We start from the raw sequence: 18,479 nt of genomic DNA, 5'->3' as shown, positions 1-18,479 counted from the left end.
AAAAAGGAAGCGCAACGCGCTTCATTTCTGGGAGAAGAAGATGGCGGGTTTGCCGAGCACGGCGCGCGTGGTGATCATCGGAGGTGGCGTCGTCGGTACCTCCTCGCTCTATCATCTCGCCAAGGCGGGCTGGACCGACTGCGTGCTCCTGGAAAAGAACGAGCTGACATCGGGCTCGACCTGGCATGCAGCCGGTAATGTGCCGACCTTCTCCTCGTCCTGGTCGCTGATGAACATGCAGCGCTATTCGACCGAGCTTTACCGCGGGCTGGCCGACGCGGTCGACTATCCCATGAATTACCACGTCACCGGCTCGCTGCGCCTTGCCCATACGAAAGAGCGCATGCAGGAATTCCAGCGCGCCAAGGGCATGGGCCGCTATCAGGGCATGGATATCGACGTGGTCGGCGTCGACGAGATCAAGGGCCGTTACCCCTTCATCGAGACGCACGACCTGAAGGGCGCGCTCTATGACCCGAGCGACGGCGACATCGACCCGGCGCAATTGACCCAGGCGCTGGCCAAGGGCGCGCGCGACCTGGGTGCGAAAATCATCCGCTTCTGTCCCGTCACCGGCGTGCGCCGCGAGAAGGACGAATGGGTGGTGGCCACACCGCAGGGCGAGATCCGCTGCGAGATCGTTGTCAACGCCGCCGGTTACCGTGCCGCCGAAGTCGGCCGGATGTTCGGTCGCGAAGTGCCGATGATGGTGATGAGCCATCAGTACATATTGTTTGAGGAAATCCCCGAACTCGCCGCGTGGTCGAAGGAACAGGGCAAGAAACTGCCGCTGCTGCGCGATGTCGATACGTCCTACTATCTGCGCCAGGAAAAGGCCGGCATGAATCTCGGCCCCTATGAGCGCAATTGCCGTGCGCACTGGGCTGATCACAACGATCCGATGCCGGAGGATTTTTCGTTCCAGCTCTTCCCCGACGATCTCGACCGGCTGGAACATTATCTGGCAGACGCCGTCGCCCGCGTGCCGATCCTGGGCACGGCCGGCTTGTCCAAGGTCATCAACGGACCGATCCCCTATGCGCCGGACGGCAATCCGTTGATCGGCCCCATGCCCGGTGTGCCCAACGCCTTCGAGGCCTGCGTCTTCACCTTCGGCATCGCCCAGGGCGGCGGCGCCGGCAAGGTGCTGGCCGAATGGGTCACCCAGGGCCAGACCGAATGGGATATGTGGTCCTGCGATCCGCGCCGCTTTACGTCCTTTGCCTCGGCGCCGGACTATTGCATCGCCAAGGGCATGGAAATCTACGGCAATGAATACGCCATCCAGTTCCCGCGCCATGCCTGGCCGGAAGGGCGAGACCGCAAGCTGTCGCCGATCCACGACCGCACGAAGGCACTTGGCGGTCGCTTCGACACCTATAATGGCTGGGAACGCGCCACCTGGTACGCGCAACCCGGCGACGACATTTCCGAGGAGGCAACACTGACCTTCCGTCGCGACGGACCCTGGCAACAGCGCGTGCGCGAAGAATGCCTGGCAGTGCGCGACGCCGCCGGCATCCTCGATCTGCCCGGCTTCTCGCGCTTCAACCTCGAGGGCCCCGGCGCCGCCGAATGGCTGAGCCTGCAGGTCACCGGCCTGGTGCCGAAGCCCGGCCGCATCGGCCTTGTCTATTTCGCCGACGACAAGGGCCGCATCGTCACCGAAATGTCGGTCGTTCGCCACGGCGAGGACCAGATGACGCTGATCACCGCGGCGGTCGCGCAATGGCATGATTTCGAATGGCTGAAGTCGCGCATGCCAGGGGATGCGGCCTTCACCCTGACCGACCGGACCGAGGACTATTCCACCCAGATCCTGGCCGGCCCCAATTCGCGGAAAATCCTGGCCGATGTCTGCGACGCCGATCTCACTCTGCCGTGGCTGACACATCAGGAAACGGAGATAGCAGGCCGCTGGGCCAAGCTCGTTCGCGTCTCCTTCGCCGGCGAACTCGGCTGGGAAATCCACACCAAGACCGGCGACACCGCCACCATCTTCGACGCCATCTGGGCGGCCGGGCAGAAGCACGGGCTGAAACCCTTCGGCATGTACGCGCTGGATTCGCTCAGGCTTGAAAAAGGCTACCGCACCTGGAAGGGTGATCTGTCGACCGACTATTCCATCCTGCAGGGCGGGCTCGAGCGCTTCGTCAAATGGGAGAAGCCCGATTTCCGGGGCAAGGCAGCGCTGCAGAACGAGAAGCAGCAAGGCGTGAAGAAGCGCTTCGTCATGCTGGTCGTCGAAAACCCAGGCGATTGCGACGCGCCCTACATGTCGACGCTGTGGCATGGCGGCCAGATTGTCGGCGAGACCACGTCAGGCGGCTGGGGCCATCGCATCGACAAGTCGATCGCGCTCGGCATGCTGCGGATGGATTTGACCGAGGCCGGCACCTCCGTCGAGGTCGAAATCTTCGGCGATCGTTTCCAGGCGGTCGTGCAGAAGGACGAGCCGCTCTGGGATCCCAGGAACGAGAGGCTGCGCGCATGAAGAATGTCATCCTCACCGATGGCGGCATGGGCCAGGAACTGGTCCGGCGAAGCAAATCCGAGCCGACGCCGTTGTGGTCGGCCAGGGTCCTGATCGACGAACCCGATCTGGTGCGCGACCTGCATGCCGAATTCATCCGCGCCGGCGCGCGCGTCATCACCATCAACACCTATTCGGCGACACCTGAACGCCTGGCGCGCGAGGGGGCCGAGGACCTGTTCAAGCCGTTGCAGAAGCGCGGCATCGAATTGGCCAGGCAGGCCTGTGATGAAGCCGGCGAGGCAGCGATCGCCGGCTGTCTGTCGCCGCTTTTCGGCAGCTACGCCCCGGCGCTGACCATTTCCTACCAGGAGACGCTCGACATCTACCGCCGCATCGTCGCGGAGCAGGCCGACGGCGTCGATCTGTTCCTCTGCGAAACCATGGCCTCTGCCGATGAGGCGCGCGCGGCTGTCACCGCGGCATCGGAAAGCGGCAAGCCGGTCTGGGTGTCGTGGACGCTCGCCGATCACGGCGCGCCGCGACTGCGCAGCGGTGAAACAATAGCCGCCGCGGCAAACGCGCTCGATGGCATGCCGATAGCGGCGCGGCTGCTCAACTGCTGCCGGCCGGAAGCGATCGCCGCCGCCTTGCCTGAACTGATCGACCTCGGCGGCCCGGTCGGCGCCTATGCCAATGGCTTCACTTCCACCGAGGCGCTGAAGCATGGCGGTACCGTCGATGTGCTGCACGCCCGCCACGACCTCGGCCCAGACGCCTATGCCGAGCAAGCGATCGGCTGGGTGCAGGCAGGTGCCGACATCGTCGGCGGCTGCTGCGAAGTCGGCCCCGCCCATATCGCCGCACTGCGCGGCCGGCTCGAACGGGCCGGCTACCAGATATCGGGAGTTCAGTGATGCCCAGACCATCGTCTCGCATTTCCGGCATCGTGCCTTCGGGCAAGGATGGCTGGGAGGTTCATTTCGCCGCCTGGACCCGCAAGGAAGCCGGCGAAGACATCATCATGCTGTCGGTCGGCGACCACGACTTCGACACGCCTTCGCAAACGATCGAGGCCTGCGTGACCGCGGTTCGCGGCAGCAACCACCACTATACCCCGCTTCCCGGCCTGCCGCGCCTGCGCCAGGCCATGGCGGCCGCCTCCAGCGCCTGCACCGGCGTCGAGACGACGCCTGATCAAGTCATCGCCACGCCGGGCGGCCAGGCCGCCCTTTATGCGGCCGTGCAGGCCGTTCTCGACCAGGGCGACCACGCCATCGTGGTGGCACCCTATTATGCCACCTATCCCAATACGTTCAGCGCCGCCGGCGCCAGTTTCACCGTCGTCGAGACGCCGGCCGAGGATGGGTTTCAACCCCGCGCCGACATGATCCGCGCGGCCCTCAAGCCCAACACGCGCGCCATCCTGATCAACACGCCGAACAATCCGACGGGTGCGGTCTATTCGCGCGAGCGGCTGGAACAGCTGGCGCAAATCTGCAGGGAGCACGATCTCTGGCTTTTGTCTGACGAGGTCTACTGGACGCTGGGCGGCGGCGAGCATGTCTCGCCACGCTCACTGCCCGGTATGGCCGAGCGCACGCTGGTCATCAATTCCATGTCCAAGAGCCATGGCATGACCGGCTGGCGCATGGGCTGGCTGACCGGTCCGCAGGATATGATCACGCTGCTCATCAACCTCAATCTAGTGACGACCTACGGCCTGCCGGCCTTCATCTCGATCGCCTGCGCCGAGGCGCTTGAGAACCGTTACGGCGTCAAGGAGATCGCCGAGCGCTACGCGGCGCGCCGGACCGTCCTGCTGGATGCCGTGCGCGGCATGAACAATGTCAGCGTGCACGGTTCCGAAGGCGGCATGTATGTCATGCTCGACATATCCGATGTCGAACCCGACGACGAAAAATTCGCCTGGGCCCTTCTCGACCAGGAGAAGGTCGGCGTGATGCCCGGCTCCAGCTTCGGCAAAGCCGCCGCCGGCCACATCCGCATCAGCCTCTGCCAGCCCGAGGCCGTACTGCAGGAAGCGGCCGCTCGGCTGCGCCGTTTTGCTTCCACCTATCGCCGCGAGGCCGCATGACCAAGACCGTCCCTGCCAAGGCCCGCGCGGTGATCATCGGCGGCGGGGTTTCCGGCTGTTCTGTCGCCTATCACCTGGCCAAGCTCGGCTGGACCGACATCGTGCTCCTGGAACGCAAGCAACTGACCTCGGGCACGACCTGGCACGCCGCCGGTCTGATCGGCCAGTTGCGCGGTTCGCAGAACATGACGCGGCTGGCGAAATATTCGGCCGACCTCTACGTCAAGCTGGAAGCCGAGACAGAGGTCGGCACCGGCATGCGCCAGGTCGGCTCGATCACCGTTGCGCTGACCGAGGAGCGCAAGCACGAGATCTACCGGCAGGCATCGCTGGCGCGCGCCTTCGACGTTGACGTGCGCGAGATTTCGCCGAATGAAGTCGAGCAGATGTATCCACATCTCAATGTTTCGGACGTCGTCGGCGCCGTGCATCTGCCGCTCGATGGCCAGTGCGACCCCGCCAACATCGCCATGGCCCTGGCCAAGGGCGCACGCCAGCGCGGCGCCACCATCGTCGAGAATGTGAAGGTCACCAAAGTCCACACCAGGAATGGCCGCGTTACCGGCGTGTCGTGGGCGCAGGGTGACGAACAAGGCATGATCGAAGCCGACATCGTCGTCAATTGCGCCGGCATGTGGGCCCGCGAACTCGGTGCCCAGAACGGCGTCACCATTCCGCTGCACGCCTGCGAGCATTTCTATCTCGTCACCGAGCCGATCCCCGGCCTCTCCCGCCTGCCGGTGCTGCGCGTTCCGGATGAGTGCGCCTACTACAAGGAAGACGCCGGCAAGATGATGCTCGGCGCCTTCGAGCCGGTGGCAAAACCCTGGGGCCTGGACGGCATCCGCGAGGATTTCTGCTTCGACCAATTGCCCGAGGATATGGACCATTTCGAGCCGATCCTCGAAATGGGTGTCAACCGCATGCCGATGCTGGCCACCGCCGGCATTCACACCTTCTTCAACGGCCCCGAAAGTTTCACGCCTGACGACCGCTATTATCTCGGCGAGGCGCCGGAATTGCGAGGCTACTGGATGGCGACCGGCTACAATTCGATCGGCATCGTCTCCTCCGGTGGCGCCGGCATGGCGCTGGCGCAGTGGATCAACGATGGCGAAGCGCCCTTCGACCTATGGGAGGTCGACATCCGCCGCGCCCAGCCGTTCCAGAAGAACCGCCGCTATCTCAGGCAGCGCGTCTCCGAAACGCTCGGCCTGCTCTACGCCGACCATTTCCCCTATCGGCAGATGGTGACATCGCGCGGTGTGCGCCGCTCGCCCCTGCATGAGCAACTGAAGGCGCGCGGCGCCGTGTTTGGCGAGGTCGCCGGCTGGGAGCGAGCCAACTGGTTCGCCCGCGAGGGACAGGAGCGCGAATACCGCTATTCCTGGAAGCGGCAGAACTGGTTCGACAACCAGCGCGACGAGCATCTGGCGGTCCGCAACAAGGTCGGCCTGTTCGACATGACCTCGTTCGGCAAGATCCGTATCGAGGGCCGCGATGCCTGTGCCTTCCTGCAGAGGCTGTGCGCCAACGATATGGATGTGGCGCCGGGCAAGATCGTCTACACCCAGATGCTCAACCAGCGCGGCGGCATCGAGAGCGACCTCACCGTGTCCAGGCTCTCGGATACGGCCTACTTCCTCGTCGTTCCAGGCGCCACGCTACAGCGCGATCTGGCCTGGCTGCGCCGGCATGTCGGCGAGGAGTTCGTGGTCATCACCGATGTCACGGCGGCCGAAAGCGTGCTCTGCCTGATGGGTCCGGATGCGCGAAAGCTGATCCAGAAAGTCAGCCCCAACGATTTCTCCAACGAGAACAATCCGTTCGGCACGTTTCAGGAGATCGAGATCGGCATGGGACTGGCCCGCGCCCACCGCGTCACCTATGTCGGCGAACTCGGCTGGGAGCTCTATGTCTCGACCGACCAGGCCGCCCATGTCTTCGAGGCGATCGACGAGGCGGGTGCGGATGTCGGTCTGAAACTCTGCGGCCTGCACACGCTGGATTCCTGCCGCATCGAAAAGGCCTTTCGGCATTTCGGCCACGACATCACCGACGAGGACAATGTGCTGGAAGCCGGCCTCGGCTTCGCGGTGAAGACCGCAAAGGGCGATTTTCTCGGCCGCGATGCGGTGCTGAAGAAGAAGGAAGCCGGATTGAACCGCCGGCTGGTCCAGTTCCGGCTGAACGACCCGCAGCCGCTGCTCTTCCACAACGAAGCCATCCTGCGCGACGGCAAGATCGTCGGCCCGATCACCTCGGGCAATTACGGCCATTATCTCGGCGGTGCGATTGGGCTCGGCTATGTGCCGTGCCAGGGCGAGAGCGAGGCGGATGTGCTGGCCTCGACCTTTGAGATTGAGATCGCCGGCGAGCGGTTCGCAGCGGAGGCCTCGCTGAAGCCGATGTATGACCCAAAGGCGGAAAGGACGAGGATGTAGCGCAGTCCTGTCCTTCTCCCCTTGTGGGAGAAGGTGGATCGGCGCGCAGCGCCGACACGGATGAGGGGTGCGTGACGAAGCGCACCGTGAAAAGATCGAAGGATCACAAGCGCTTATTACTGCAAAGCAGAGTTCCTTCGCGCACCCCTCATCCGACCTCGCTTCGCGAGGCCACCTTCTCCCGCAAGGGGAGAAGGGAACGTCGCGCATCGCTCAAAACCGCTCCAGCTTCGTCCGCACCTTCGCCAAAAACGCCGCCCGCGTCTTTGGCGTCGAGGCGTCCATCAGATAATGCGCCAGGAAGAACGTCCTGCACCGTCTCGCGCACAGCGCCCGCATGCCGCGCAGCAACGTCTTGCGTCCAGGCTGGCCGACCACAACGCTCCACCAGGTCGGCGCGCCGCAGGTGGTAATGACACCGACCTTGCTGACATGCGTCATCAGCGATGTGATCCGCCCCTTGCCCGCCGGCAGTTTGAAGGCGACGTCCGTCGCCCAGACCCGGTCGAGCCAGCCCTTCAGCATCGCCGGCAGCCCGTACCACCAGGTCGGATAGACGAACAGGATCGCCTCGGCCCAGGCGAGCAGCTCGAAATGCAGCTTCAGCGCCGGGTCCCGCGGCGCCTGATTGTTGTAGCTGCGCCGCTCGTCGCAGCCCATCACCGGGTCGAATTTCTCGGCATAGAGGTCGAGCAGCCGCACCTCCCAGCCCCTTGCCTTGAGCACATCCAGGGCGGTGTCGCGGATTGCGGCGCAAAAGCTTTCCGGCACCGGATGGCAATAGACCACGAGGACCCGCATCAGAATGCATCCATGCTCGCCGCCACCTTCGTCATGAAGGATTTTCGTGTTTGGTCGGTCGACAGGTTCATCGCGTAATGCGCGAGGTAAGTCACCGGCGCGCCGGGCTTTACGGTGGCGCGCAGCATGCGCTTGATCAGCTTGCGGGGCGGATCGCCCATCACAATGGCGCGGAACCGGCTGCCGCCATAGGTGGTGACGGTCGCGACCTTCCTTATGTTGTGCAGCGACGGCTGCACCTTGCCGTCGACCAGCCTGAACGACACGCCGGGCAGAAAGACGCGGTCGAAAAAACCTTTCAGGATAGCGGGGAAACCGTAATTCCAGACCGGATAGGAAAGCACCAGCGCCTCGGCCCGCAGTAGGCGCTCGACATAGGGCGCCGCCGGGTCCTTGGAGCCGCGCTGGTTGTGATAATCCAGCCTCTCCTGGCGCACTAGCCGCGGGTCGAAATCCTCGGCATAGAGGTCGCAGTCGTCGACATTATGGCCCGCTGCCGTCAGCCGCTCGACGATCAACCGGTGCAGGCCGGCATTGAAGCTGGTCTCGACCGGGTGGGCGTAGAGTACGAGGATGTTCACGGGACAACATCCCGCAGGTCAGGGCGAGGCCAGGCGTTCGTCATTGCATCATCCCACCCTCTGCAGCCCCTTGAACAGGAAGGTCCTTCCGGAGCGATAATCATAGTCCGGATTTTCCCAGGCGATCATCTTGCCGGGGTTGAGCAGGCCTTGCGGATCGGTCTCGCGCTTGAAGGCGAGCTGCACGGCATCCGTCTGCTTCATGCCGCCCTCCTCCAGCGTGTAGCGGTGCGGGTTGAAGATCGGGCAGCCATTGTCCTCGTGCAGGCGCACGATCTCGTCCAGCCGCGCCTCGGTGGTGAATTTTACCAGCGGCAGGCCGAAACAGGTGATGTTGCCGTCCAGCCGCACGAATTCGAGATGCGAGTACACTTCGCCCGGAAACATCGCATCCATCTTCTCGACCAGCGCCAGCTGGTTGGGAAACGGATAAAGCGACTGCAGATAGGTGATGTCGGGGTCGACGCGCAGTGCCCTCAGCGTGGTGTGGTTCCAGGCCAGCTCATAGGCCGGCGGCAGGCCCTTTTTCTCCTCCGGCGTCGCGGTCGCGGCGTTGAAGATCACCTCGCCGCCGGCGCGCCGGGTGAAGGCGAGGAATGCATCCAGCCCATGCTGCGCCACCATGACGACGCAGATGCTTTGGCCTTCCCTGAAAAATTTCTGGTGGCGCTTGAAATAGAGCTGCGGCACCGGGGCGGCGATCGGCGTGATCAGCTTGGTCAGGATGCCGTCCTGGCAGGCCAGCGCATTGCCGTAGCGCGCCGCGTCCATGAAGGCATCGAAGCCGACAATGACGTCGACCCACTCATAGGCCGCCGTCAGCGGCATCTCGACTTCCGTGATGATGCCGTTGGTGCCGTAAGCGTGGGTGACCTTGTGCAGGTCCTCGCCGGTGAGTTCGAGCACTTTCGGCTCGGCCTCCATCGTCACCACGCGCAGGCGCAGCACATTGCCGAAATCGCGCAACCCGCCGAAATTGATCGAACCGACGCCGCCCGAGCCGCCGGCGATAAAGCCGCCGATCGAGGCAGTGTTGTAGGTCGAAGGCGAGAGCCGCAGCTCCTGCCCGGAATGCGCGCGCGTGGCCTTGTCGATATCGGCCAGCACCGCGCCCGGCCCGGTTACCACGCGCCCCGGCGCGATCGACTTGATCTCGTTCATCTCGGCAAGATTGAGCACCACGCCGCCCGACAATGGCATCGCCTGGCCGTAATTGCCCGTGCCGCTGCCGCGCGGCGTCACCGGCACGCCATGCCGGTGGCAGGCGGCCAGCACACGGATCAGCTCGGCCTCGGTCTTCGGCGTCACGATCAGGTCACCGGTGACATGGTCGAGCTGCTGTTTCAGCACCGGGCTGTACCAGTAGAAGTCGCGGCTCTTCTGCTGGACGATGGCCGGATTGTCGTCGAGTTTTATCCCGTCGAGATCGCGTTTGAGCGCCGAAACGTCCATCATTCCACCATCAGTTCGTCGAGTTCGGCATAGTCGGGCAATTGCCGCTCGATCGCGCGGCCGCCGCGCACGACGATGCGATCCGATTCGGGCCGTGACAGCAATTCCGTCCAGCTTCGACCTTTGAACAGGATGAAATCGGCATCGCCGCCGGCGGCAAGCGTGCCAAGTCCATCGAGCCGCATCACCTTGGCCGGCGTCGCGGCGACCGCTTGCGGCCAGTCCGCGACCGGATGATCGAAATGCAGGATGCGCGTCGCCATGCGGTAGACCTCCAGCATGTCGAGATCGCCATAGGCATAGAAGGGATCGCGCGTGTTATCGGAAGCGACGGCGACAGGAATGCCCCTTGCCTTCATCTCATGCAGCAGCGTCACGCCTCGCCAGCGCGGCGTGGTCTGGTCCCCGCGCCGATCCTGCAGATAGAGATTGCACATCGGCAGCGACACCACCGCCAGTCCGGCCTTCGCCACCTTGTCCAGCGTGTCCAGCACCTCGAGGTCGGGTTGCCGCGCCAGCGAGCAGCAATGGCCGACAAGGATCTTGCCCTCGAAACCGTTCCAAAGTGCGGCCTCGGCGATCTTCTTCAGCGAGATCGCCGCGATGTCGTCGGTCTCATCGGCATGGAAATCAAGATCGAGCCCATGCTTGATCGCTTGCGCGAAGACATGGTCGAGCAGTTCCTCCAGATCCGGCACCATATAGGTGACGACACCCAGTACCCCCTTGGCCGCGGCGACCCGCTTCGCCAGCCTATCGAACCATTTCTTGTCGCGCACGCCCTCTATGCCGAGCAGGCAGGCGCCCTGCAATTCGATGCGGCCGCGCCATGTCTCGCGCATCGTCTCGAACACCGGCCAGGAGATTTCCTCCTGAGGCGCGACGCTGTCGAGATGGGTGCGCAGCGCTTTGGTGCCATGTGCGTAGGCCGAGCGCAGCGAGAAATCCATGCGCTTCGCAAGGTCCTCGGCGCTCCAGCGCGCGACGCGGTCGGCGCCGGCGGCGTTGAGCGCCCCCATGAAGGTGCCGTCGGGATTGGGCTTTCGCGGCCAGATATGGCCCTTGTCGATATGCGTATGGCAGTCGACGAAGCACGGCAAGACGATGCGACCGGCAAGGTCGATAGCCTCCGTCGGCGCCTTCGCTTTGCCATGCACCGCAATGCTGGAGATCTTGCCGTCTGCAATAGCAACGTCGGCCAGCGTGAAACCGTCATTGTCGTAAGTTGCGGCAAGGCCCGACGTCAGCGATCGATGAAGGCGGGCGTTGGCGAGCTGGTATGAAGCTGAGTTCGGAATCAAGGTCCTACCGCTCCTGCTTCAGCGCGCTTTCATGCCAGCGCCGCAAAATGAGATGCGAAATCAGCGACAGCACGAGGAAGATCAGGATGCCGGTCAGTGAGATCAGGAACAGCGCCGCGAACAGCCTTGGCGCGTTGAGCCGGTAACCGGCCTCGATGATGCGCGAGGCGAGCCCCGACGACTGGCCGGTGGCGCCGGCAACGAACTCGGCCACCACGGCGCCGATCAGCGACAGGCCGCCGGCGATCTTCAGCCCACCGAGAAAATACGGCATCGCCGCCGGCAGCCTGAGATAGCGCAACTGCTGCCAGCGCGTCGCGCCATTGAGCTTGAACAGGTCGCGCAGATTGCGGTCGACCGAATTCAGGCCGAGCGTGGTGTTGGACAGGATCGGGAAGAAGGCGACGATCCAGGCGCACAGCAGAAGCTTGGTCGTCTGGTTGTTCACATAGATGTTGATCAGCGGAAAGATCGCCACGATCGGCGTCACCTGCAGCACGATGGCGAACGGGAAGAACGACATCTCCACCCATTTCGATTGCGCGAACAGCACCGACAGGCCGACGCCGCCGATGACGGCCAAGGCCAGGCTGAGGAAGGTGATGCGCAAGGTGACCAGCAGCGAGGAGAACAGCAGGCCGGCATCGTTGTGGAGCGTCTGCAGCACCACGCCGGGGCGCGGCAGGATATATTGCGGGATCTCGTTCCACACGCAGGTGCGGTCCCACAGCCAGATCGCCAGGATCATGATCGCCAGCGGCAGCACCCAACGGCCGACCCGCTCGAGCCGCTCCTGGCGCACGCGGCGCGCTTCCTCGGGGTCGAGTTTCAACGTGCCGTCAATGACCGTCATGATGCGGGCCCGCTGTTGAATTGATGGCATTGACCAGCACGTCGGAAGCCTGACGGCAAAGGGCTGCATAGTCCGGCGAGGTGCGAAATGCCTCGTCGCGTGGATAGGCCGCCTCGATGGCAAGTTCGTCGAACACCCTGCCCGGCCGCGCCGCCATGACGACGACCCGGTTGGATAAAAACACACTTTCGAAGACGCTGTGGGTGACGAAGACGACGGTGAAGCGTTCGTCCTGCCAAAGCTCCAGCAGATCGTCGTTGAGCTTGAAACGGGTGATCTCGTCCAGTGCTGCGAACGGTTCGTCCATCAGCAGCACACGCGGCTTGGTCACCATGGCGCGCGCGATCGAGACGCGCATCTTCATGCCGCCGGACAGTTCGCGCGGCACGGCGTCCTCGAAACCGGTCAGGTGCACCCGCGCCAGCATTTGCGTGATCGCCGGGGCGGCCTTGGCGCGGGAAATGCCTTTCAGCCTGAGCGGCAGCCAGACATTGTCGAAGACGCTGGCCCAGGGCAGCAGCGTCGGCTCCTGGAAGACGAAGCCGATATTGGCGCGGTCGAGCGAACCGCCGCCGCGCCAGTCAAGCACGCCGGAGGTCGGCGTCGACAGGCCGGCGATCAGTCGCAGCGCCGTCGACTTGCCGCAACCGGACGGCCCGAGCAGGCTGAGGAAATCGCCTTCCCGGATTGTCAGGTCGACGTCGCTCAGCGCCGTCACGCCGTTGGAAAACACCTTGCCGACGCCGCGCAGCGCCAGCAAGGTCGGAGCGACGTCCGATGCCGGCGCTCGCGCCACCTTTTCCCCTATCATGGTCAGGCTGGCCTATTTCTTCAGGTCGAGCCCGACGCCCTTGTTGACGAAGGCCAGCGTATAGGCCTTCGAAATGTCGATGCCTTCAGGCGTAACCTTGGCCTTGACCATCTTGTCATAGAAACTCTTGATGCGCGCGTCGGTCATGGCGCCGATGCCGAGCTTCTCGGTATCGCCGGAATCGGCAAGGCCGAACTTCTTCATCTGCTCGATCGAGAAAGCGATCTGCTCGTCGCTCATGTCGGGATTGTCTTTCTTGATCATGTCGTTGGCGGCCTTGTTGTCGCCGTAGAGGTACTTGTACCAGCCCTTGGCCGAGCCATCGACGAAGCACTGGACCACCTCCGGCTTCTTGTCGATCGTGTCCTGCATCACCTCGATCGTCGTCGAGTAGGTGTCCCAGCCATAGTCGGCGAGCAGGAACTGGTTCGGCACGAAGCCGCCTTCCTTCTTCACCGCGAACGGCTCCGAGGTGACGTAGCCCTGCTGGATCGACTTCTTGTTGGCGAGGAAGGGAGCGGTGTTGTAGGTGTAGGGCGCGCGCTTGGCGGCGTCGAAGCCGAGTGCGGTGACCATCCACTGGAAGAACGTCTGCACGCCTTCGTCACCCAGTATGTACTGGTCGGCGTTCTTCAGGTCCTCCCACTTGTCCAGCCCCTCGCCGGGGTGGGACATGATCACCTGTGGATCCTTCTGGAAATCGGCCGCCACCACGCGCATCGGAATGCCTTGCTGGACGGCATCGAAGGCCGACAGCAGATTGCCGCCCATGTAGAAATCGATCTTGCCGGCCAAAAGCATCGGCCGGCCGCTGACCTGCGGACCGCCCTGCATGATGGTGACGTCGAGGCCGCAGGCGGCATAGGTGCCGTCGGCCACGGCCTGATAGTAACCACCATGTTCCGGCTCGGCTAGCCAGTTGGTGCCGAAGGTGACTTTTTCATTCGCCGCGGCACCCAGCGTGCTGGCGGCAAGCAAGGCCACCACCGCCACCGAGATCTTCTGTTTTGCGTACATCGACAACCACCCTTTGTTTGCTCCGGCGCCACGCGCCAGGCTCGACACCAAAGATTCAAGAAGCAAGACACATGCCACCGGCGTCACGCGCCGGAACCCGCCCGCCTGCACCACAGCCATCTGCGAAAGCCGGAAAGGTCGTGCTGCACCGAAGGCATCGTGCCTATTTTTTGAACGCCTGTCCACAATCGCACCGGCAAGATGCACCGCCATCTTGAAGCTGGGATGCGTCCCGCCTTAGGCTGACGGCATCCAGGAGATTGCCATGTTCAGATTCCTCACCCCGAAGTCGATCAAGCCGCCCTTTGCCCGCTATAGCCACGGCGTCGAAGTGCCGGCGGGCAAGCGGCTGGTGCTGTGCTCGGGTCAGGTGGCGATCACGGCGGACGACCAGATTCCCGAGGACGCCGGCGCCCAGGCAGAACTCTGCTTCCGCAACATCGAGGCAATCCTCGGCGAGGCTGGGCTGGGGTTCGGGAACATCGTGCGCATCAACGCCTATGTCACCGACCGCGCCTATTTGCGCCCCTATATGGATGTCCGCGACAGGCTGTTTTCGAGCCCTGCGCCGGCCTCGACGCTGATGATCGTTTCCGGCTTTGCCCGCCCCGAATTCAAGGTCGAGGTCGAGGTCATCGCGGCTGGGTGATCGACAGCAGGCCTGTGCCGCGCTAGGTCTCACCGTTCATCGAAGAGGCATGACATGACCGCTGCAAAAAGACGCGTCTGGTGGGGCGACTACCGGACAACCGAATACGCCTCGATCGATCCGGAGGCGACGATCGCCGTTCTGCCGGTGGCGGCGATTGAGCAGCATGGACCGCATCTGCCTGTCTCGACCGACACTTCGATCATGAACGGCATGCTCGACACGGTGATCGCCCGCCTGCCCGACGATCTCGACATCCGCATCCTGCCGGTCCAGGCGGTGGGCAAGTCGAACGAGCACCTCCATGCGCCGGGCACGCTCACCTTGCCGGCAACGACGCTGGTCGAGGCCTGGACCGAGCTTGGCGTGTCGATCGCGCGCGCCGGGGTGCGCAAACTCATCGTCGTCAATTCGCATGGCGGCAATGAAGAGATCATGGGCATCATCACGCGTGAATTGCGGGTGCGCGAAAAGATGCTGGCGGTGAAGACGAGCTGGCAGCGTTTTGGCCGCCCGGCCGGCATGTACACCGAACTCGAGGACCGCCACGGCATCCATGGCGGCGATGTCGAGACCTCGCTGATGCTGCATTTCCGGCCCGACCTCGTCGACATGGCCAAGGCCGATAATTTCGTTTCCAACGTCGCCAAGGCCGAGAAGGAATTTTCGCTGCTGCGCCACACCGGCACCCATGCCTTTGCCTGGATCGCCGGCGATCTCAACCCGAACGGCGTGGTTGGCGACGCCGGCATCGCGACATCGGAAAAAGGCCGGCTGACGGCAGAGCATCAGGCCGACGGTTTCATCAGCCTGCTCAGGGATGTGCGCAAGGCGAAGCTCGCCGACTGGCTGAGATAGCCGCTTTTAGCCGTCGATCTTCAGCGCGAACGGCGTGCCTTCGAAGGCGTCGGCGCCGCGCCCGATCGACTGGATCGCCTCGATCATCCGGCCGTTGCGATCCAGCAGCGCGTCGGCCACGGCAATAAGCCGTGGATTGGGTGTCGCCGAGAGCGACAGCGCCCGCAGCGTCCATGCCAGTTCGGCCTCGTCGCGTGTCGGCGCCAGAGCGGCGGCGATGATGTAGGCCGAAGCGGTCGAGCGGCTGATGCCGGCATAGCAATGCACGACCATGGGCTTCGCCCGATCCCAGCGGCGCGCGAAATCGAGCACGTCGCGAACATGCTCCTCGCCAGGCATGGTCATGCCGTCCTGCGCCACCGCTATGTCGTGCATGACCACATGCAGATGGTTTTCCCGGGCGATCGAGGCCGGTCGCACCACCTCGGTTCCGGCGGCGAGCAGCGACAGCATGCGGTCGGCGCCGCTCCTTGCCACCGTTTCCTCGACCTTTGCCAGCGAGCAGACATGGATCATTGCTTCGAGCCCTTCGATTGATCCTCGCGCCGCGCCGCCCATTCGGCAAGGGCGAATTCGAGCCGCTGCCATTCCACCTCGCTCCCCGGCAGGCCGGCACGCAACACAAATGGCCGGTCGTTGAAGTGGCGAAGCAGAATGCCCCTCTCGCCAAGCGCCGAAAACAGGCCGGCGGCATCCGGAAGACCGATATAGCGGAACAGCGTGGTGCCGCCCACGGCCGGCACGCCGAAACGGCCGAACAATGCGTCCAGCCGCGCGGCTGCCTCGGCGAGCGATGCCCGCATCGCGTCCTGCCAGCCAATATCGGCAAGCGCGCGAATGCCATAATCCAGCGCTGGACCGGCCACTGCCCACGGCCCGAATTGCCTTTGCAGCAATTCCACCGTTGGCCGATCGGAAAGCGCGAAGCCAAGCCGCAGCCCGGCCAGGCCAAAGAACTTGCCGAAGGAACGCAGCACGACGATGCCGCCCTGATCGACGTCGCCGGCGAGGCTGTGCTGGCGCGGGCCGACATCCATGAACGCCTCGTCAACGACCAGCAGCCCGCCTCCGGCGCGCAGCCCGGCGGCCAATGCCAGCAACCGGTCGCGCTCGACGACGCGCCCATCCGGGTTGTTCGGATTGACGATGATGGCAAGGTCGGCCTGCGCCAGCGCGGCAAAATCGCTGACTTCGCTCACCTGGTGCCCGGCGATCGCCGCGGCTCGCGCATGTTCGGCATAGGTAGGCCCCAGCACCAATGCCTTGCCGGGTCTCACCAGCGATGCCACGCGCGGCAGCAGGATCTGTGTGCCGGGCGCCGCGACGACGTTGGCCGGCGACGGCGCGCTATAGGTACTGGCCGCGATCTCCGTCAACTCCCGCGCCCGCCCCGCTTCCGGCAATCGCGACAGCGAGGTGGCGGGCAGGTTGAAAAGCGGGTAGGAGTGCGGATTGATACCGGTCGAAAGGTCGACGAACGGCAGAGGAGCGCTGGGGAAAAGCGCCCTCGCCCGGCCAAGACTCCCACCATGGTCCACCGCTCCATCAAGAAGCTTCATGTCAGTCCTGATCGCTTTCCTGTCACTGGCCGTCGAATTTGTCCTGGGTTACCCGGACTGGCTCTTCCGCGCCATCGGCCATCCGGTGACGTGGTTCGGCAGGCTGATATCCTTTCTCGACTTGAGGCTCAACCGCGCCACTGATCCCGACGCGTTGCGTCGCCAACGTGGCGTCCAGGCGCTGCTGGTCATCGTGCTGGTGCCGGCGGTGATCGGCCTTTGCGTGCAGCTTGTCCTGCTCTGGTTCGTGCCGCTGGGGTTTTTCATTGCCGCGCTTCTGGCGACATCGCTGCTGTCACAGAAGAGCCTCTACGAACATGTCGAGGCCGTGGCTGACTCGCTCGAATCGGGCGGCCTCGCCATGGGCCGGGTCGCCGTCTCGCGCATCGTCGGCCGCGATCCCGAAGCGCTCGACCGCGCCGCCATCTGCCGCGCGGCGATCGAGAGCCTGGCCGAGAATTTTTCCGACGGCATCGTCGCCCCCGCCTTCTGGACCGGTGTCGGCGGACTGGCCGGCGGCGCTGCCTACAAGGCTGCCAACACCGCCGATTCGATGATCGGCCACCGCACCCCCCGCCACGAGGCTTTCGGCTGGGCGGCGGCGCGCTTCGACGACTGGATCAACCTGCCGGCCTCGCGGCTGACGGCGCTGCTGATCGTGCTGGCGGCTTTCCTGGTCAAAAACGCCGATCCCCGCAGTGCCTGGCAGGCGGTGTGGCGCGATGCCAAAAAGCACCGCTCGCCCAATGCCGGCTGGCCGGAAGCGGCCATGGCAGGCGCGCTCGGCCTGGCGCTTGCCGGGCCGCGCAGCTATGGCGGCATCGTGGTCGACGACGTCTTCATGGGCGAAGGCGGCCGCCGCGACGTCGACAGCGGCGACATCAGGCGGGCGCTGAAACTCTACCGCGTCGCCGACTATTTGCTCATCGCGTTGTTCGCCGTGGTTTCGGTCATAGTTCTTGCGTTCTAGAACTCGATCCCCTGCTGCGCCTTCACGCCTGCTGAAAAGTGATGCTTGGTCACGCCCATCTCGGTGACCAGATCGGCCGCTTCGACCAGTGCCGGCTTGGCGTTGCGGCCGGTGACGACGACATGCAGTCCCTCGCGGCGTGCCTTAAGCTCGGCAACCACCTTGTCGAGATCGAGATAATCATAGCGCAGCGCGATGTTGAGTTCGTCAAGCACGACAAGGCTGATCGAGGGATCGGCGATCAACTCCAGCGCCTTGGTCCAGGCAGCCTCGGCGGCAGCGATATCGCGCTTCAGATCCTGCGTCTCCCAGGTAAAGCCCTCGCCCATCGCGTGCCAGACGACGCGGTCGCCGAAGGCGGCAAACGCATCCTTCTCGCCGGTGTGCCATTTGCCCTTGATGAACTGCACGACGCCGACGCGCTTGCCGTAGCCGAGCATTCTGAGCGCCAGGCCGAAGGCAGCCGTGGTCTTGCCCTTGCCCGGACCGGTGTTGACGATCAGCAGCCCCTTTTCGATCGTCTTGGCCGCCACCTCGGCATCCTGCACCGCCTTGCGCTTGGCCATCTTGGCGCGATGGCGTTCCTCGTCCTTATTGTCGATGTCGGTCATG

General features: G+C 64.2%; 17 protein-coding genes. 7 read left to right on the top strand and 10 right to left on the bottom strand.

Annotated features, from left to right (window positions below; all coding sequences use genetic code 11):
- Window positions 1–40: 40 nt before the first annotated feature.
- The 4 genes from CK226_RS02320 to CK226_RS02305 are packed head-to-tail and all read left to right on the top strand — an operon-like array spanning window position 41 to window position 7,015.
- Window positions 41–2,494 (top strand): FAD-dependent oxidoreductase, encoded by a 2,454-nt coding sequence (locus CK226_RS02320; protein WP_095790908.1) that lies wholly within the window; start codon window positions 41–43, stop codon window positions 2,492–2,494.
- The gene (locus CK226_RS02315) at window positions 2,491–3,390 is read left to right on the top strand and encodes a homocysteine S-methyltransferase family protein (RefSeq protein ID WP_095790907.1); all 900 of its coding nucleotides are present in this window, start codon (window positions 2,491–2,493) and stop codon (window positions 3,388–3,390) included. The genes CK226_RS02320 and CK226_RS02315 overlap by 4 nt, the downstream gene beginning before the upstream one ends.
- Window positions 3,390–4,571, top strand: a complete 1,182-nt coding sequence (locus CK226_RS02310) for a pyridoxal phosphate-dependent aminotransferase (protein WP_095790906.1) — start codon at window positions 3,390–3,392, stop codon at window positions 4,569–4,571. The genes CK226_RS02315 and CK226_RS02310 overlap by 1 nt, the downstream gene beginning before the upstream one ends.
- On the top strand, window positions 4,568–7,015 hold the full coding sequence (locus CK226_RS02305) for an FAD-dependent oxidoreductase (protein ID WP_095790905.1): 2,448 nt from the start codon (window positions 4,568–4,570) through the stop codon (window positions 7,013–7,015). Before CK226_RS02310 ends, CK226_RS02305 begins: the two co-directional genes overlap by 4 nt.
- 213 nt (window positions 7,016–7,228) lie before the next feature.
- On the opposite strand, the gene CK226_RS02300 is transcribed toward CK226_RS02305, so the two are convergent.
- The 7 genes from CK226_RS02300 to CK226_RS02270 are packed head-to-tail and all read right to left on the bottom strand — an operon-like array spanning window position 7,229 to window position 13,831.
- The gene (locus tag CK226_RS02300; protein ID WP_095790904.1) at window positions 7,229–7,816 is read right to left on the bottom strand and encodes an NAD(P)H-dependent oxidoreductase; all 588 of its coding nucleotides are present in this window, start codon (window positions 7,814–7,816) and stop codon (window positions 7,229–7,231) included.
- On the bottom strand, window positions 7,816–8,397 hold the full coding sequence (locus CK226_RS02295) for an NAD(P)H-dependent oxidoreductase (RefSeq protein ID WP_095790903.1): 582 nt from the start codon (window positions 8,395–8,397) through the stop codon (window positions 7,816–7,818). Before CK226_RS02295 ends, CK226_RS02300 begins: the two co-directional genes overlap by 1 nt.
- 48 nt (window positions 8,398–8,445) lie before the next feature.
- A complete protein-coding gene (locus tag CK226_RS02290; RefSeq protein WP_095791067.1) occupies window positions 8,446–9,849 on the bottom strand; it encodes an FAD-binding oxidoreductase in 1,404 nt (467 codons plus the stop codon).
- On the bottom strand, window positions 9,849–11,150 hold the full coding sequence (locus CK226_RS02285; RefSeq protein ID WP_095772984.1) for a cytosine deaminase: 1,302 nt from the start codon (window positions 11,148–11,150) through the stop codon (window positions 9,849–9,851). Before CK226_RS02285 ends, CK226_RS02290 begins: the two co-directional genes overlap by 1 nt.
- A 4-nt stretch (window positions 11,151–11,154) precedes the next feature.
- Window positions 11,155–12,003: an ABC transporter permease gene (locus CK226_RS02280; RefSeq protein ID WP_095772985.1), complete on the bottom strand. Its 849-nt coding sequence runs from the start codon at window positions 12,001–12,003 to the stop codon at window positions 11,155–11,157.
- Window positions 11,990–12,814, bottom strand: coding sequence for an ABC transporter ATP-binding protein (locus tag CK226_RS02275; RefSeq protein ID WP_095787407.1), 825 nt, complete (start codon window positions 12,812–12,814; stop codon window positions 11,990–11,992). The genes CK226_RS02280 and CK226_RS02275 overlap by 14 nt, the downstream gene beginning before the upstream one ends.
- 12 nt (window positions 12,815–12,826) lie before the next feature.
- Window positions 12,827–13,831 carry an ABC transporter substrate-binding protein gene (locus CK226_RS02270; RefSeq protein WP_095773117.1) on the bottom strand — a complete coding sequence of 335 codons (1,005 nt, stop codon included), beginning with the start codon at window positions 13,829–13,831 and terminating at the stop codon, window positions 12,827–12,829.
- Between the two features lie 265 nt (window positions 13,832–14,096).
- Here CK226_RS02270 and CK226_RS02265 point away from each other — a divergent pair, with 265 nt between their 5' ends.
- Window positions 14,097–14,480, top strand: coding sequence for a RidA family protein (locus CK226_RS02265; RefSeq protein WP_095790902.1), 384 nt, complete (start codon window positions 14,097–14,099; stop codon window positions 14,478–14,480).
- A 54-nt stretch (window positions 14,481–14,534) separates the two neighbouring features.
- The gene (locus CK226_RS02260) at window positions 14,535–15,338 is read left to right on the top strand and encodes a creatininase family protein (protein ID WP_095790901.1); all 804 of its coding nucleotides are present in this window, start codon (window positions 14,535–14,537) and stop codon (window positions 15,336–15,338) included.
- 6 nt (window positions 15,339–15,344) lie between these two features.
- Here CK226_RS02260 and CK226_RS02255 read toward each other — a convergent pair whose 3' ends face one another.
- Both CK226_RS02255 and cobD read right to left on the bottom strand, forming a co-directional pair.
- A complete protein-coding gene (locus CK226_RS02255) occupies window positions 15,345–15,854 on the bottom strand; it encodes a tyrosine phosphatase family protein (RefSeq protein ID WP_095790900.1) in 510 nt (169 codons plus the stop codon).
- Window positions 15,851–16,897 (bottom strand): threonine-phosphate decarboxylase CobD, encoded by a 1,047-nt coding sequence (gene cobD / locus CK226_RS02250; RefSeq protein ID WP_095790899.1) that lies wholly within the window; start codon window positions 16,895–16,897, stop codon window positions 15,851–15,853. The genes CK226_RS02255 and cobD overlap by 4 nt, the downstream gene beginning before the upstream one ends.
- On the opposite strand from cobD, the gene cbiB reads away from it, so the two are divergent.
- Window positions 16,896–17,867: an adenosylcobinamide-phosphate synthase CbiB gene (cbiB, locus tag CK226_RS02245; RefSeq protein WP_095790898.1), complete on the top strand. Its 972-nt coding sequence runs from the start codon at window positions 16,896–16,898 to the stop codon at window positions 17,865–17,867. The two genes, cobD and cbiB, sit on opposite strands and share 2 nt — an antisense overlap.
- Here cbiB and cobO read toward each other — a convergent pair.
- The gene (cobO, locus tag CK226_RS02240) at window positions 17,864–18,478 is read right to left on the bottom strand and encodes a cob(I)yrinic acid a,c-diamide adenosyltransferase (protein WP_095790897.1); all 615 of its coding nucleotides are present in this window, start codon (window positions 18,476–18,478) and stop codon (window positions 17,864–17,866) included. The genes cbiB and cobO overlap by 4 nt on opposite strands.
- Between the last annotated feature and the right edge of the window lies 1 nt (window position 18,479).

The organism is Mesorhizobium sp. WSM4311, assembly GCF_002295115.1.
Lineage (GTDB): Bacteria > Pseudomonadota > Alphaproteobacteria > Rhizobiales > Rhizobiaceae > Mesorhizobium.
Note: the sequence above shows the minus strand (reverse complement) of the source record. Positions and strands in the feature narration are given on the sequence as shown.

What these genes read in the sequence shown, in the direction of transcription:
- cobO (WP_095790897.1), bottom strand. Translation starts at nt 18,478, where the DNA reads ATGACCGACATCGACAATAAGGACGAGGAACGCCATCGCGCCAAGATG.
- CK226_RS02270 (WP_095773117.1), bottom strand. Translation starts at nt 13,831, where the DNA reads ATGTACGCAAAACAGAAGATCTCGGTGGCGGTGGTGGCCTTGCTTGCC.
- CK226_RS02310 (WP_095790906.1), top strand. Translation starts at nt 3,390, where the DNA reads ATGCCCAGACCATCGTCTCGCATTTCCGGCATCGTGCCTTCGGGCAAG.
- CK226_RS02265 (WP_095790902.1), top strand. Translation starts at nt 14,097, where the DNA reads ATGTTCAGATTCCTCACCCCGAAGTCGATCAAGCCGCCCTTTGCCCGC.
- CK226_RS02315 (WP_095790907.1), top strand. Translation starts at nt 2,491, where the DNA reads ATGAAGAATGTCATCCTCACCGATGGCGGCATGGGCCAGGAACTGGTC.
- CK226_RS02300 (WP_095790904.1), bottom strand. Translation starts at nt 7,816, where the DNA reads ATGCGGGTCCTCGTGGTCTATTGCCATCCGGTGCCGGAAAGCTTTTGC.
- CK226_RS02255 (WP_095790900.1), bottom strand. Translation starts at nt 15,854, where the DNA reads ATGATCCATGTCTGCTCGCTGGCAAAGGTCGAGGAAACGGTGGCAAGG.
- CK226_RS02260 (WP_095790901.1), top strand. Translation starts at nt 14,535, where the DNA reads ATGACCGCTGCAAAAAGACGCGTCTGGTGGGGCGACTACCGGACAACC.
- CK226_RS02305 (WP_095790905.1), top strand. Translation starts at nt 4,568, where the DNA reads ATGACCAAGACCGTCCCTGCCAAGGCCCGCGCGGTGATCATCGGCGGC.
- cobD (WP_095790899.1), bottom strand. Translation starts at nt 16,897, where the DNA reads ATGAAGCTTCTTGATGGAGCGGTGGACCATGGTGGGAGTCTTGGCCGG.
- CK226_RS02280 (WP_095772985.1), bottom strand. Translation starts at nt 12,003, where the DNA reads ATGACGGTCATTGACGGCACGTTGAAACTCGACCCCGAGGAAGCGCGC.
- CK226_RS02275 (WP_095787407.1), bottom strand. Translation starts at nt 12,814, where the DNA reads ATGATAGGGGAAAAGGTGGCGCGAGCGCCGGCATCGGACGTCGCTCCG.
- CK226_RS02320 (WP_095790908.1), top strand. Translation starts at nt 41, where the DNA reads ATGGCGGGTTTGCCGAGCACGGCGCGCGTGGTGATCATCGGAGGTGGC.
- CK226_RS02290 (WP_095791067.1), bottom strand. Translation starts at nt 9,849, where the DNA reads ATGGACGTTTCGGCGCTCAAACGCGATCTCGACGGGATAAAACTCGAC.
- cbiB (WP_095790898.1), top strand. Translation starts at nt 16,896, where the DNA reads ATGTCAGTCCTGATCGCTTTCCTGTCACTGGCCGTCGAATTTGTCCTG.